Consider the following 14,178-nt stretch of genomic DNA (forward strand, 5'->3'; position numbering starts at 1 on the left):
CACTTCTTCGCGGTCCGCCAGCAGACGTCGTAGCGCTCCGCGGCGCGCCCGATCGGCCAGCCGCCATCGACAATCAGACGCGCCAACCGCACACGGGCACGCGGGGTCAGGGCAGCATTGGCATGAGTAGCGTGGGACACGAAGGCCTCCCTGAGTGTGAAGCGGTTACTCGACAGCTCCACTCCACACCGGGAGGCCTTCACCCATCCACGACCCCAGACCGTGTCGTCACAACACCTCAACCAACCTGCCTGGACATCACAGCTAACGAACTTCTCGGCCAGGAAGCGTTCGGTGCTCTCGGTCGGCCGGTGATACAATCCAGGACAGCAACCCGAGCGCGAACATGTTTTGCAGCGCTCGGCATCCTTCTTGCCGAGGCCGGTGTCGGCGAGCGCGCCTTGGGTGAGCGTGGACATCCCGACCTCGTACACCTGGTACGGCTCAGGCGAGCCGTCCTCGAGCGGGTTCGACTCGTAGCCGACCTTGGACAGGTTGCGCTTGGTGAACTCATCGGTGTTGATGATCAGAATGCCGCCGTGCGGCACGTCGGCCACGTTCGACTTGAGCGCGGCCGGGTTCATCACGACGAGGACGTCCGGCCGGTCGCCGGTGAGCTGCATGCCATCGCCGGAGTCCCCCGCGAACCGGATCACGACTCGGTCGAGCTTGGTGACATCGGGGGCGGTCGCGGTCATCACACTCACATCCGCTCGATGATGGTGGCGGTGCCCATGCCCCCGCCGGTGCACATCGTCACCAAGCCAATGGTCTGGTCGCGCCGTTCGAGCTCATCGAGAACGGTCTGGAAAAGCATCGCCCCGGTCGCTCCGATGGGATGCCCGAGCGCGATGGCGCCACCGTTGACGTTGACTTTGTCCTCGTCGATTTCCAGGTCCCTGGTGACCTTCATCGGGACGGCGGCGAATGCTTCGTTGATCTCCCACAGGTCGATGTCGCCCACCGCCATGCCCGCCTTCTCTAGGCAACTGCGCGAGGCGGGACCGGGAGCGGTGAGCATGATGACTGGCTCGTCTCCGGCGACGGCGCCTGTCACGATCCGCGCGCGCGGTCTCAGTCCATGTGCCTTCGCGAACTCGGCCGAGGTCAGCAGCATCGCGGCGCCGCCATCGACTACGCCGGACGAGTTGCCCGCATGGTGTACGTGGGCGATCTCGGTGACGTCCGGGTACACCTGCCCGCACATCTGATCGAAGGACAGTCCATCCGGTTCGCGCACCTTGCCTCCGGCACGTGCGAAGGACGGTGCGAGGCCACTGAGCGACTCAATCGTCGTGCCCGGACGCGGATGCTCGTCATGGTCCAGCGCGACCGAGCCATCGGGATTCCGGACCGTGATGAGACTACGCGCGAACCGTCCGTTGGTGATCGCATCCGCCGCACGCTGCTGGCTGCGCACCGCAAACGAGTCGACGGTGTACCTACTGAACTGCTCGATGGTGGCGATGAGGTCCGCGGAGATTCCTTGCGGAACCAACGGATACCGCTCGCGGAGATGTGCGTTGCCCGAGTCTAACGAGTTCCCGAACCCCTCGCTGTACCGTGACATCGACTCGACGCCGCCTGCTACAACGACGTCCTGCCAACCTGCGGCGATGCCCATGGCGGCGAACATCACAGCCTGCTGGCCCGATCCGCAGAACCGGTTGAGCGCCACGCCCGGCACGGTGATCGGCCAACCCGCGGCGAGCACCGCGAACCGTGCGATGTCGTTGGCGTGGTCACCCTGGTGGTCACCGTTGCCCATGACAACGTCGTCGACAGTGGCGGGATCGATCCCGGATCTCTCCCCGAGTTCCCGCAACACCTGCCCGAGTAATTCCTGGGGGTGGATATGGTGCAGCCCGCCCGACGGCTTTCCCTTGCCGCGTGGGGTGCGGACACCGTCGATGATCCAAGCTTCACGCGCCACGGCGGGACCTCCTCGTTCGGCGACATCGGCCGCCAACTCAGCTAATTTACTCTACTATTAGACTATATGACGGTGGAATAATTTTGCATCGAGCGAGGTCGTGGCGTAGCCCACGTGCATGCCCATGACATTGGACACCGACCACCACTCCCGATTACTCTGTACATACATCATTGAGTACTAGACTGTTGCCTAACTCGATTGGCCACCGCATGCCTCAGCAGATACCCATCGTCGACTACCTGGTGCTCTCCGAGCCGCCTCACCTCGAGGCGCACGCGTGCACCGGCTGTGACGCCCTGTACTTCGACCGCAGGAACGCATGCGCCCACTGTGGCGGCACCGAATTCACTCGCAAGCCGCTGTCGAACGAGGGAAGGGTGCGGGCGTATACGATCGTCCATCGTGCCGCACCCTCTGTGCCCGCTCCCTACACGTCGGTGGTCGTGGACCTTGACGACGGCGGCGTCGTCAAGGCGAACCTGCTCGACGTCACCGGACCCGAGCACATCGAGCCGGGCATGCCGGTCCGGCTCGGCACCTATGTCGCGGGCGTGGACGACGACGGCGTGGAGGCAGTCGCTTTTGGCTACCGCAGGCAGGAGGACGCGGCATGAGCTCGGGTGATGTCTGGATCATCGGGACGTCGATGACTCCGTTCGGCAGGTTCGAGGATAAGGATTTGATCGACCTCGCATCTGACGCAGCCCTTGACGCCCTCACGGACGCCGACAGCACGATCTCAGACATGGGCGTGGTCGCCGTCGGTAACGTGTACGAGGCCAACTCTCACAACGGGCAACGGCTGCAGAAGCAAATCGGACAAACGGGTGTTCCCGTGTACAACGTGGTGAACGCCTGCGCGACCGGCGCCACCGCGGTGCGGGTAGCACTCCTATCGCTTGCGGCGGGCGAGGCCGACACGGCGCTCGCCGTCGGCGCCGAGACGATGGGCAAGATGGGCATGCTGGGCGAAGCGGCCAAGAGTCGCGACACGAAGAAGCAGTACAGCCGCAAGGGCCGGTACGGTTCCGTACTCAAGACCGAGGGAATCCTCGGGACCGGCCTCATGCCCGGCGTTTTCGCGCAGGCAGGAACCGAGTACGCGCTGCGACACGGCGTTACCGACGTCCAGTTCGCCCGCGTCGCGCAGAAGAATCACGCGCACTCAGTGCTGAACCCGCTGGCGCAGTACCGCAAAGAGTTCTCGCTACAGGAAATCCTCGAGGCCGAGGCAATCGCTTACCCCAACACGCTGCCGATGTGCTGCCCCACCGGCGACGGCGCCGCAGCAGTCGTGCTGGTCTCCGACGCCAGGCTCAAGACGCTGGACCCCGACGTGCGCAAACGGGCTGTCAAGATCTCGGCCTCCGTTCTGACCTCGGATCCGTGGGTTGAGTCGGGCCAGGTGCAGCCAGATGTCAACACGCTGACGCGCAATGCAGCGGACGCCGCCTACGAGCAGGCAGGGATCGGCCCGCAAGACATCGGTCTCGTCGAGTTGCACGACTGCTTCGCCACGGCGGAACTCATCCACTACGACAATCTCCGGCTCTGCGAGCCAGGCGGCGCCGGCGAGTTCATCGATTCCGGTGCCCCGTGGCGCGAGGGAAAGATCCCGGTAAACGTCTCAGGTGGGTTGTTGTCCAAGGGCCACCCGATCGGCGCGACCGGCATCGCGAACCTCTACGAGGTTACTGCTCACTTGCGTGGCGAAGCGGGCGAACGCCAGATCGAGGGAGCCAAGGTTGGTTTGACCCACGTCATCGGGCTTGCCTCGGCATGTGCGGTGCACATTCTCGAAGCCAGACCGACATCTGGATCGGAGGTTGGCTGATGGGTCCGCTGCACGGCGTCCGAATCGTCGAAATCGCCAGCGCAGCGCCGGCACCATTCGCGTGCATGGTGCTCGGTGATCTCGGTGCGGACGTGCTCCGCGTCGACCGCGTTCACGGCCGGTCCGGTGAGCAACCTTCGACAGACCCGCTAAAGCGTGGCCGCTCCTCGGTCGCGGTCGATCTCAAATCCTCCGAGGGCGCCGCCATGGTGCATAAACTCGCCGAGAGGGCTGATGTCCTGGTCGAGGGCTTCCGGCCGGGGGTGGCGGAGCGCCTCGGGATCGGACCAGAAGACTGCCATGCCGTCAACGCAGCTCTCGTGTACGGTCGGATGACTGGATGGGGGCAATCAGGGCCGATGGCGCCACGAGCAGGGCACGACATCAACTACATCTCGCTGGCGGGAGCGCTCGACCCGATCGGTCGCCACGGTGAGGCCCCGGTTCCGCCACTCAACCTCGTTGGCGACTTCGGTGGCGGTGGTTTACTTCTCGCGCTGGGCATCCTAGCCGCGCTATATGAGCGTGGCCAGTCAGGCGTAGGCCAGGTGGTCGACGCGGCGATGGTTGACGGCGCTGGCTTGCTGACCGCGTCGCTGCATGGGATGCGCGCGGCGGGTCTGTGGTCCGACGAGCGCGGTACGAATATCCTCGACAGCGGCGCCCCATTCTACGACACCTATCAGACCGCCGACGGTCGCTATGTGAGCGTTGGAGCGCTGGAGCACCGATTCTACGCCCAACTGCTCGACGGTTTGGGGATCGAACCGACATCGATGCCCCCACAGTACGACAGGGCGAGCTGGCCGGATCTTCGTGCCAAGCTTGCCGAGGCGTTTCGGTCGAAGACAAGGGATGAATGGGAGGAGATCTTCCGCGACACCGACGCCTGCGTGACTCCGGTTCTCGCGCCCGACGAAGCCACCGCACATCCGCATGCGGTCGCCCGTAATGCATTCGTCGACGTCGATGGTGTGGTGCAGCCCGCGCCAGCGCCGCGGTTCTCTCGCACTCCAGGCACACCACGCAGAGCGCAGGAAGCCACCACGCACCCGCTACAGTCATGGGGTTTCTCTAGCAACGAGATCGCCGATCTGCATTCCCATGGTGCGGTGACACAATCATGAACGTTCCTGCCGACGATATCACCGGCGCACCAGCCGAGTTGTCCGTTGCCGAAGTGCGCACGGCATTCCAGGCGTGGTTACACGCTAAGGCCAGCGAACTCGGCGAATTTCGGAACCTCTCCACCGACGTGGACGAGATCTTCAAGTCACTATCGCGCCTACAGCGTTTGCTGTACTCCGAAGGCTGGATCAGGCTGGGATGGCCAGAGGAGGTCGGGGGCCTCGGCGGACCGTTGGTGCTACGCGCGGTGATCAGCGAGGAGCTCGCGGCCGCGGGCTATCCGCCCCCGTTTTCCTTCGGCACGCAGGAAGTTCTCGGGCCTGCCGTTGCCCGATTCGCCACCCCGGAACTGGCGGCCGAGGTATTGCCTCGGTTGCTTCGTGGCGACGAGACCTGGTGCCAGGGCTTCTCTGAGCCGGGAGCAGGCAGCGACCTGGCTGCGCTGCGCCTCAGGGCAGTCGATGACGGGGACACCTGGCGCCTTTCCGGGGAGAAGATCTGGACGAGCTGGGCGCAGTACGCGGACCGCTGTGTCATCCTCGCCCGGACGGGATCCCTCGAATCGGCGCACAAGGGGATCACAGCGATGCTGCTCGACATGGACACGCCTGGCATCGAAGTGCGGCCACTGCGCAGCATGAATGGTGACGACGAGTTCTGCAGTCTCTACTTCGAAGACGTCGTGGTGCCGAAGAGCCGCACGCTTGGCGAAGCCGGCGAGGGGTGGGCCGTCGCGATGTTTGTGCTGAGCTGCGAACGCGGTGCGGCTGCCTGGCAACGGCAAGCCTGGATGCGTTGGCGCCTCGGTTCGCTCGCGGCCGACGCGTCGGATCTGCCGCCCCACACCGCGGGCGAGGCGCTGGAACTCATTCACATCTTGCGGTTGATGTCCCGGCGCACCGTGCGGTCGCTGTCAGCAGGCGAACAGGTTGGCGCGGTGTCATCGTTCGACAAGCTCATGATGTCAACAGCCGAGAAGTTCCTGTTCGACACTGTGCTTAGCGCCATACCCGAAACGCTGTTGCTTACCGACAACGAGTCCGCGCGGGACTGGCGCAGCGACTACTTCTACTCGCGAGCGTCCTCGATCTACGGCGGCGCCGCCGAGATTCAGCGCAACATTATCGCCGAGCGGGTGCTCGGCATGCCAAAGGATTGACATGGACAACGAAGACAAGGCACTGCTAATCGACAGCCTCGACGGGATCGTACGCGATCAGCGAGACCGTCTCGACGAGGCGCTGACTGAGTTCGGCTGGCGGGACCTGCTCGCCGAAGCCCAGGAAGAGGCCGTGTCGATCCTGCTTCGGCTGACGGGAAAGCACCTGGCGCCGTTGCAGAACCTGGATGCCGTCGCCCTCAACGCCGCCGGGATGGTCGACGACGCGACGGCCGTCGTCTACCCCCCGCTCGGGTCTCCTGCGCCGACAAGCTTGATACGAAGGGAGACCGCATCGCCCACGGCCGTGGTGCGCGGAGTGGTGTTCGCACGATCGGAGCCGCCGGCGAGAATTATGGTACCCGCCAACACCGGCAACCGGGTTGTGTTCGCTGCTCTTCCATGGGATGGACCCTGGCCCGACACCGGCGGTGGCATCGACCCTAGCGCCGGACTCGCGCCGCTCGAGGCGAGCATGCCCGCCGACGCTCTCAGGATAACCGAGGGAAACGGAGGCACCGACCAATGGCACCGGTTACGTGCCGCCGTGCACCGGGGTCTTGCCGATCACCTGGTCGGCGTCGGTTCACGGATGCTCGAACTCGCCACCAACCACGTCATGTCCCGCACGCAGTTCGGCCGGTCGCTAGCGAGTTTCCAGGCGGTCAAGCACCGGCTGGCCGATGTCCGGCTCTGGCAGGAAGGTGCGCGGTTGGCCGCCGAAGCTGCGTGGGAGGAGGACACCGACTCTGCGCGGACGGCGGCGGCGATCCTTGCCAAGAGCACGGCGAACCGGTTCACCCGGCTGGCCAGGGAGCATTGCCAGCAGGTTCTCGGCGGAATGGGCTTCACCTGGGAACACGATTTTCACCGATTCGTCCGCCGCGCGCTACTCGTCGAGCCGCTGCTCGGTGCGACGTCAGAGCTACATGAAATGCTCGGCAACAGTCTGCGAGCCGAGGACGGGGCGCCTCGGCTGGCGGCGCTCTGACGCGACATCGGCGGCTGGCTCCGTTAGACAGCTCGCAGGTGACTTGTCTAACCACGAAAGCGCGGCGGGCGGCGTTCAAGAAACGCGGTCATGCCTTCGCGCGCCTCCTGGGAACGAAAGCTCAGCGATTGGGCAAGGCTCTCCTGTTCGACCGCAGTGGCGAACGGGGTCTCCAGCGACGTGTTTAGCGCCTTCTTCATCATTGACAGTGCGAGAGTCGGACCATCGGCCAGCCGCGTCGCCCAGTCGGCCACGACCGTGTCCAGCTTGTCCTCGGCAACCACTTGGTTCACCAGGCCGATATCGTTCGCTTCGGCCCCGGAGAGCTTGCTGCCGAAGAAGACGATCTCCTTGGCCTTGGCGAGTCCAATCAACCGTGGAAGCGACCATGAGCCAGCACCGTCAAGGGACAGCCCGCGGTCGGCGAAGACCTCGCCGAACAGCGCGGTCTCCCCCGCAACCACGAGATCGCAGGCCAGCGCGAGGTTACAGCCGAAGCCCACCGCGGCCCCGGATACCTTAGCGATGGTTGGCTTCGGCAGCTCGTGCAATAGTGTCACCGCGTGCCCCACCCGGCGCATGAACTCGAACTCGTTCGGAGCCACCGACTTCGCCAGGTCCATGCCCGAACAGAATGCTCCACCCGCTCCGGTGAGCACGACGGCTCGGTCCTCCACATTGCTAGCGACCGTCTCGAGTGCCTGGATCAACTCCTCGATCAACGGCCAGGTGACGCCGTTCCTTCGCTCCGGTCGGTTCAGCGTCAGCGTGACCACGTCGTCTGCGCGATCGATGACAAGTTCAGACGGATAAGACACGATGCTTCCTTCACCCCGGCAGGCCGGCCGCCGTGGCCAGCCGCTCCCGGTACTCGTACGGGTTGCCAAACAACAGCTCGCAGAATTTGGCTCGGCGGTAATACAGATGGCAGTCGTGCTCCCAAGTGAACCCGATGCCGCCGTGGACGTGCAGCGCCTCATCCGCAACGTGCATGAATGTCTCAGAACACATCGACCTTGCCACAGCCGCCGCCTCGGCCAGATCCGCCGCAGTGGTTGTCGAGGGATCGCGGAGGTACTCATCGGCAATGCCAACGGCGTGGGTCATCGCCGAACGTGCCAGCTCGACCTCGAGCAGCAGGTCAACGAGCAGGTGCTTGACGGCTTGGAAACTGCCGATCGGCCGGTCGAACTGCACCCGCTGCTTCGCATAGGCCACTGCGTTGTCAAGGCAACGCTGCGCTCCACCGACCTGCTCCGCCGCCAGCACAATCACACTAAGCTCCAGCGCGGTCTTCAACGCCACCTCGGCACCTGAATCCGCGCCGATCAGCCTGGCGGGCGCGCTGTCGAGACGGATCTTCGCCAGGCCACGCAACAGGTCGATGCCTGACATGGGCTCCACCTGAACGCCGACAGCGGTCCGGTCGACAGCGAACAGCGCCGTACCGGAATCGGTCATCGCAGGCACCAGGACCACGTCCGCAACGGCACCGTCGACGACGAACTGCTTCTCTCCCCGCACGGTCCACGCATCGCCGGACCGGGTGGCACGGATCGAAGCCACATCGCCGACAGCATGCCCAGGAGATTCCGCGACGGCCAGGGTCGCCACCATCGCGCCGTCCGCGATCGACGTCAGCAACTCCGCCCCAACATCGTCAGCGCCAAATCCACTCCCCACCAACAGGGCGGGAACCGCGAGACCGGCTGTGGCGAACACCGGAACCGGCGCCAGCGACGAGCCCAGCTCCTCGCAGGCCGCCGAGAGCTCACCGACACCTGCCCCAGACCCGCCCAACCATTCGGGCACAAGCAGCCCCGCAAGACCCATCTCACCGGCGAGCCGCTGGTACAGGTGTTCGTCCACGCGATGGCGTTGATCGTTGCCGTCGGCGACGAACCGCCACACGTCGGCGTGCCGGTCGAGACACTGCCGGACCGCGGAACGCAGCTCGGCACGGGTGTCAACGTCGCTCTGCGTCGTCACAGCGTCTCCCGCGCCCTCGTCGTAGCCGGGCTACCTGTGTCTGATCGGCTCGGCAGGGCGACGATCGCTTTGCCCGGCATGATGTCGTCTCCGCGCTGGTTGCGCGCGTTGGTGTCGATCTCGACGACGTGCTCGCCATCGGGGTCGACACGTTTGGCAGTCACCACCCCGCCGAGGTCGATCACATCGGACAGGTAGACGAAACCTCGGTACTGGGCGTTGACCTGCTTGACCCAGCCACTGTCACCACACCAGTGTGTCAGCAGCTGGATCTGCCAGCACTGCCGCTGGAAACCCACGTCGTATTGGAACGCGACACCCATCGCCTTCGCCGCCGCTTCGTTGTAATGCACGGCGTAGATAGGTTCCCGCGCTCCAGTGACCGGATCACGGAAGGCCCACGCGGGATGCTGCGCGTAGTCATGCAGGGAAGAGGCGTGCGCTTTCAACCGGGGGATCGGCGTGCCCCCGCCTGCAATGAACGCGACCTCGTCAGTGAGACCGATCGGGCCCTTGGTGAGCAGGTCGATGGACTCACCAGGCGCGACGTCCTCCCAGTAGCGTGGCATATCGCCGCGCGGCTGTTGGGCGAGCACCCGTTCCTCGATCTCCCGCAGTTCATGCTCGGTCCAGCGATGCGGAACGTCGACCGCGTGCGAGCGCCGCTTCCCCCGCGCGGCGGCGCGCTCATAGTTGACCACCTGCCACCTGACGACGGCGACGCGCTCACCCAGTTGGTTCATGTAGTCGTTGGTGAAATGATCGGTCACCATGCGTCCGGCGAAGCTGCTCGGTCGCGGTCCGGTGAACCCCTCGTACCGGCAGTAAGCTTCAATCTTGTCGCCCCAGTACACCGGATTGAACATCTCCATCTCGGTGGCCGAATGAAATGAGCCGAGTCCTGGCCAGCCGAATTGAATCCCGGAGAAGCACCCGATAACGAACGACGGCGGCGCGATCGGTCCTCCGTAGTCCGATCGTCTGCCTCGTTCCGCGTCGGTCCACAGATCGTTGATGTCGCCGATCCCGCCCGCGAACTTGGCCACCGCGATCCGGGTCGCCTCCTCGTTGTTGATCGAGTGCCCAATGCGGAGTTGGATGCCGGTCTTAGCCCGCATCGACTCGATCATCTGTTCGTCGATGACTGCCTCAGGCATCCGCGCCTCGGCCGATGCGGCGTCCTGTTGCTGCGCGATGCCGACTACGTTGGTATTGCTCACTTCTTACCACCCGACGGGTTGACGCTCCATTCCTGGCGCTTCGGCACACCCAATTCGATGACCGCTTTCTCGAGATCGGCCACCCTCCATCGGCCATCCGTGGTCAGCTTCCAGTCCTGGTCGAGCTCCCACGGCTTCACCCGCGTCACCCTGCTCCCGCCGACCACGAACACCTCCCCGGTGATCTCACACGCCGGACTGCTCAGGTAGGCGACGAATGGCGAGACGTTGCCTGGGTGCCAGCGGTCAAACTTGCCTTCCTTGGCGGCCATGGCGTCACCGAACGTGCTTTCGGTCAGCCGGGTCCGCGCCTGCGGCAGGATGGCGTTGGCGCGGACGCCGTAACGCTCGAGCTCGTTCGAGGTAATCTGCGTCAACGACGCGACGGCGGCCTTGGCCGATGCGTAGTTCGCCTGCCCCGGATTGCCGAAGACACCGGACTCGCTCGAGGTGTTAACCACCGATGCGTGAACAGGCTTGCCCGCCTTGCTCTGCTCGCGCCAGTACCTGCCAGCCGCTCTGGTAATAAGGAACGTGCCGCGCAAGTTCACCCGCACCACGGTGTCCCAGTCCTCGTCCGAGATGTTGACCAGGACCCGGTCACGGAGAATGCCAGCATTGTTCACCACCGCATCAAGCTGGCCGAAGGTGTCGATTGCGGCCTCGACCACACTGGAGGCGCCCCCGGCATCGGCGACATCGTCACCGTTGGCAACGGCTTCGCCCCCGGCGGCCCTAATCTCCTCGACGACCTCCTGTGCCGGGCCAGACTCCGCACCGGTGCCGTCCTGGCCGCCACCGAGATCGTTGACGACGACCTTGGCGCCCTCGGCGGCCATGAGCAGCGCGTGCTCTCTGCCGATTCCCCGTCCGGCTCCGGTGATCACGGCAACAGCACCATCAAGACTTCCCATTACTGACTCCCTTGCGATCGGTCTGGATGCGGTTACTCCTGCGCGGCTGCGGCGGAATGATGCCGGACTACCCCGGTCCCTTCGGCAGCCCAAGCACTCGGTGAGCGATGATGTCGCGCTGGATTTCGTCCGAACCGCCGCCGAGACGCATACCTGGGACGCCGAGAACGAACTCAGACCAGGAGTAGGCGTCCCGCTCACCGGTGTCAGCAAGCAGCCGAGGGCCGAGCGCGACGCCGACGAGATCCGACAGCGACGCCAAGTTCGAGGTCAACGCCAGCTTCGACAGCGACATCTCAGGTCCGGGGGTCGTACCTGCCTTCACCGCAGCTTCGGCTCTGGCACGCATAGCCTTCGCTGCGGTCAGCCCGGCATGGACCCGCGCGAACGCCTGCCGGACCGCTGGGTCGCGCTCACAACCCAATTCGTGCAGCCAGGCGATGATCCGGTCCAAGCGGAACAGGCCGCTGCCCCCTGCGGTAGCACCGCCGATCGCGCCGCGCTCGTACATCAAAGTCGCCAGCGCGACCCGCCACCCGTCGTCGATGTCACCGAGTCGGTTCTCGTCCGGTATCGCGACACCGTCGAGGAACACCTCGTTGAAGTCGGCGCCACCGGTCATCTGACGCAGCGACCGAACCTCGACTCCCGCTGCGTGCATGTCAACAACGAATGCCGTCAAGTTTCGATGGCGCGAGCCTTCCGATGACCGGGCCAACAGCAGCCCCACATCGGAGTAGTGCGCACCCGATGTCCAGACCTTCTCTCCCGTGACCAGCCAGTCGCCCGACTCCGTGCGTTTCGCCCTCGTCGAGACCGATGCCAGATCCGACCCGGCACCGGGTTCGCTGAACAGCTGGCACCCGACAACGTCAGCTCGACGCAGTGGCAGCAGCCAACGCTGCTTGACCTGTTCGGTACCAAAGTTCAGCAGGGTGGGGAAGACCATACCGAGGCTCACGCCGAGCGGTGAGCGGGACGGGACGGGGTACCGGCGTTCGGTCTCCAGATACGCCTGCTCGAACCGAGCGGGCAACCCAGCGCCGCCCAGGTCAACCGGGCCGGTGATCCAGCCGAAACCCGCGTCGTACACTCGCCTTTGCCAGTCCCTCGCGCGTTGCGCCTCCTCGGCCGTGGCGCCCCGGAACAGCGTCACCCGATCCTCGGTGTCGTCGAACTCGAACTGCCCGTGGTCGGTTCGCACGGCGGAGACCGACGCCTCGAGGAAAGCCTCAGCCTCCGCGCGAAAGTCTTCGAGGGACAGCGTGCGCTGTACTGAATCGACCGACACCCCGTCCTCCAATCTCACCGACTACAGTAACTCTAGCACTCAATAATCTATATATCACGTATATGTTAGGTGTGGTTCACCACAACCACAATGAACTCGGCCGATGCAAGTTCGACCTCTGGACTTTCGAGCACTATACTGGATGGAAGGTGGATGCCGGGCTCACGACTGACCAACGAAAGGACACTCCTGTGCCAGCGAGGAAGCGCGCTACCGGGCAAGATGATGGGTCGATGGGGGTTGATCGGCGAAACGATCCCGTCGACTGGGCGAGCCACTACTGGGAGCAACACGATCTCGGTGACCACCAGGAGGCCTTTCTTGCTATGAGTTCAGCGCTACGGATGCACCGGATCATGACCGATGCCGTCGAGAGCGAACTGAAGAACCATGGGCTCAACCTGACCGACTACCTGCTCCTGATGACTCTCGAACTTAGCGAGAATGGAACCCGCTTGCTGAGCAGGCTCGCGTGGACCCTACTGGTACATGCGACCACCATCACGCTCGCGACCGACCGGCTCGAGGACAAGAATCTGTTGTACCGTCACGCACATCCCACCGATCGCAGGGCGACCTGTGTGACGATCACCGAAGAAGGCAGAAAGCTGACCTTGATGGCGACGAACACCCTCAAGGACATCAACTTCGGTCTCGGGGATAGCACCCCGGCGCAACAGCGTAAGCTGTTGTCAGTGCTAGCCACGCTCCGCGCCGCATCCGGCGATGTCGACGGGCCTGTCGGTTGAGCGATGGCACGCCGCGAGATGTTGATTTGTCGGAGGGGCTGCACGATAGGAGACACCTGACCCGTGGCGTCGTGCGGTGTCGCTGAGTAATTGTCCACCGTGCTCAAGCCCTTTCCCATAGAGTTCCGCGATGACGGTCCGAGTCGCTTGGAACCGTGAACCGGGTCAGATGATCAAGCCGATCGCGGCTGACTTCGGGGCAGCGAGTCCTGCCCAGCCAACTGGCCGCCGACGTCGAGGACCGGATCAAGGCCGAGAACACCGCGGCTGAAGCACCGAGCTTGTGAGGCGAGGAAGCGGATCCGGCTACTGGAGCAGGAGAACGAGGTCCTGCGTCGAGCGGCGGCTCTGTCGCGGGCGAACCTGCCGGAAAAATGATCTACCCGCTCGTCCGCGACTCGGCAGCGACCTGGCCGACAACCGGATCCCCGTGGCGCTGAGGTGCCGAGTGCTCACGATCGCCCGCGAGACTGTCCGATGACTGGTGGTCGACGACAATGACAACATCAATGGAGTGCACTGGGCCGCACCGGATCCGCTGGTAGCCGTGGAATGCCTTGCTCGGTTCACAGGACCGAGAGACGAAACGGGCTACGGACACCTGGAGCACATCGTGCGCAGGCGGCTCGTCGGCGCGGTGACACTTAGCGTTGCACGAGTAGTACCCTAAACGCTCGTCGACAACGGCCAGACGCTCCATGGTCGGTGACTCCCAACTCACAACCCGCTGCTCCATACGCCGGCATACAACTACATGAACCGCCCCGGCGGGTCCGGAGACTCCAGTCTCTGGGAAGGATGGGGTCATGTCAGGGAACACATCGCGGAGGTACCCGCCGGAGCTGCGTGAGCGCGCGGTTCGCATGTTTGGTGAGGTGCGCGGCCAGCATGAGTCGGAGTGGGCCGCGATGACCGCGGTGGCCGAGCTGCTCGGGGTAGGTACGCCGGAGACAGTCCGTAAGTGGGT

General features: G+C 64.5%; 13 protein-coding genes and 1 pseudogene. 7 read left to right on the forward strand and 7 right to left on the reverse strand.

What is annotated here, in order from left to right:
• Positions 1 to 623: 2-oxoacid:acceptor oxidoreductase family protein (locus CHB84_RS23670; RefSeq protein ID WP_245818887.1), on the reverse strand; the 623-nt coding region annotated here is incomplete at its 3' end.
• Between the two features lie 80 nt (positions 624 to 703).
• Positions 704 to 1,933 carry an acetyl-CoA C-acetyltransferase gene (locus CHB84_RS21315; RefSeq protein WP_089303444.1) on the reverse strand — a complete coding sequence of 410 codons (1,230 nt, stop codon included), beginning with the start codon at positions 1,931 to 1,933 and terminating at the stop codon, positions 704 to 706.
• A 212-nt stretch (positions 1,934 to 2,145) separates the two neighbouring features.
• Between CHB84_RS21315 and CHB84_RS21320 the strand changes: the two genes are divergently transcribed.
• Genes CHB84_RS21320 through CHB84_RS21340 form a run of 5 tightly spaced genes read left to right on the forward strand, consistent with a single transcriptional unit; the run spans position 2,146 to position 7,048 of the window.
• Positions 2,146 to 2,550 (forward strand): Zn-ribbon domain-containing OB-fold protein, encoded by a 405-nt coding sequence (locus CHB84_RS21320; protein ID WP_089303445.1) that lies wholly within the window; start codon positions 2,146 to 2,148, stop codon positions 2,548 to 2,550.
• On the forward strand, positions 2,547 to 3,770 hold the full coding sequence (locus tag CHB84_RS21325) for a thiolase family protein (protein ID WP_089303446.1): 1,224 nt from the start codon (positions 2,547 to 2,549) through the stop codon (positions 3,768 to 3,770). The genes CHB84_RS21320 and CHB84_RS21325 overlap by 4 nt, the downstream gene beginning before the upstream one ends.
• Complete coding sequence (locus CHB84_RS21330; protein WP_089303447.1) at positions 3,770 to 4,897, forward strand: CaiB/BaiF CoA transferase family protein; 1,128 nt, start codon at positions 3,770 to 3,772, stop codon at positions 4,895 to 4,897. The genes CHB84_RS21325 and CHB84_RS21330 overlap by 1 nt, the downstream gene beginning before the upstream one ends.
• The gene (locus CHB84_RS21335; RefSeq protein WP_089303448.1) at positions 4,894 to 6,057 is read left to right on the forward strand and encodes an acyl-CoA dehydrogenase family protein; all 1,164 of its coding nucleotides are present in this window, start codon (positions 4,894 to 4,896) and stop codon (positions 6,055 to 6,057) included. Before CHB84_RS21330 ends, CHB84_RS21335 begins: the two co-directional genes overlap by 4 nt.
• Position 6,058: 1 nt before the next feature.
• Positions 6,059 to 7,048, forward strand: a complete 990-nt coding sequence (locus CHB84_RS21340) for an acyl-CoA dehydrogenase family protein (protein WP_089303449.1) — start codon at positions 6,059 to 6,061, stop codon at positions 7,046 to 7,048.
• 47 nt (positions 7,049 to 7,095) lie between these two features.
• Here CHB84_RS21340 and CHB84_RS21345 read toward each other — a convergent pair whose 3' ends face one another.
• From CHB84_RS21345 to CHB84_RS21365, 5 genes are all read right to left on the reverse strand, one after another.
• Positions 7,096 to 7,824, reverse strand: coding sequence for an enoyl-CoA hydratase/isomerase family protein (locus CHB84_RS21345; protein ID WP_217898680.1), 729 nt, complete (start codon positions 7,822 to 7,824; stop codon positions 7,096 to 7,098).
• A 52-nt stretch (positions 7,825 to 7,876) separates the two neighbouring features.
• Positions 7,877 to 9,037, reverse strand: a complete 1,161-nt coding sequence (locus CHB84_RS21350; RefSeq protein WP_089303451.1) for an acyl-CoA dehydrogenase family protein — start codon at positions 9,035 to 9,037, stop codon at positions 7,877 to 7,879.
• The gene (locus CHB84_RS21355; RefSeq protein WP_217898681.1) at positions 9,034 to 10,257 is read right to left on the reverse strand and encodes an FAS1-like dehydratase domain-containing protein; all 1,224 of its coding nucleotides are present in this window, start codon (positions 10,255 to 10,257) and stop codon (positions 9,034 to 9,036) included. The genes CHB84_RS21350 and CHB84_RS21355 overlap by 4 nt, the downstream gene beginning before the upstream one ends.
• The gene (locus CHB84_RS21360) at positions 10,254 to 11,171 is read right to left on the reverse strand and encodes an SDR family oxidoreductase (protein WP_089303452.1); all 918 of its coding nucleotides are present in this window, start codon (positions 11,169 to 11,171) and stop codon (positions 10,254 to 10,256) included. The genes CHB84_RS21355 and CHB84_RS21360 overlap by 4 nt, the downstream gene beginning before the upstream one ends.
• Before the next feature lie 67 nt (positions 11,172 to 11,238).
• Positions 11,239 to 12,462, reverse strand: a complete 1,224-nt coding sequence (locus tag CHB84_RS21365) for an acyl-CoA dehydrogenase family protein (RefSeq protein WP_217898682.1) — start codon at positions 12,460 to 12,462, stop codon at positions 11,239 to 11,241.
• Between the two features lie 233 nt (positions 12,463 to 12,695).
• Here CHB84_RS21365 and CHB84_RS21370 point away from each other — a divergent pair, with 233 nt between their 5' ends.
• Positions 12,696 to 13,211, forward strand: coding sequence for a MarR family winged helix-turn-helix transcriptional regulator (locus tag CHB84_RS21370; protein WP_089303454.1), 516 nt, complete (start codon positions 12,696 to 12,698; stop codon positions 13,209 to 13,211).
• An 806-nt stretch (positions 13,212 to 14,017) separates the two neighbouring features.
• Positions 14,018 to 14,178: pseudogene (locus CHB84_RS22570) on the forward strand (IS3-like element IS987 family transposase); the annotation flags it as partial.

This window comes from Haloechinothrix alba, from assembly GCF_900188115.1.
In the GTDB taxonomy this organism is placed as follows: domain Bacteria; phylum Actinomycetota; class Actinomycetes; order Mycobacteriales; family Pseudonocardiaceae; genus Haloechinothrix; species Haloechinothrix alba.

What these genes read in the sequence shown, in the direction of transcription:
- CHB84_RS21320 (WP_089303445.1), top strand. Translation starts at nt 2,146, where the DNA reads ATGCCTCAGCAGATACCCATCGTCGACTACCTGGTGCTCTCCGAGCCG.
- CHB84_RS21325 (WP_089303446.1), top strand. Translation starts at nt 2,547, where the DNA reads ATGAGCTCGGGTGATGTCTGGATCATCGGGACGTCGATGACTCCGTTC.
- CHB84_RS21330 (WP_089303447.1), top strand. Translation starts at nt 3,770, where the DNA reads ATGGGTCCGCTGCACGGCGTCCGAATCGTCGAAATCGCCAGCGCAGCG.
- CHB84_RS21335 (WP_089303448.1), top strand. Translation starts at nt 4,894, where the DNA reads ATGAACGTTCCTGCCGACGATATCACCGGCGCACCAGCCGAGTTGTCC.
- CHB84_RS21340 (WP_089303449.1), top strand. Translation starts at nt 6,059, where the DNA reads ATGGACAACGAAGACAAGGCACTGCTAATCGACAGCCTCGACGGGATC.
- CHB84_RS21360 (WP_089303452.1), bottom strand. Translation starts at nt 11,171, where the DNA reads ATGGGAAGTCTTGATGGTGCTGTTGCCGTGATCACCGGAGCCGGACGG.
- CHB84_RS21370 (WP_089303454.1), top strand. Translation starts at nt 12,696, where the DNA reads ATGGGGGTTGATCGGCGAAACGATCCCGTCGACTGGGCGAGCCACTAC.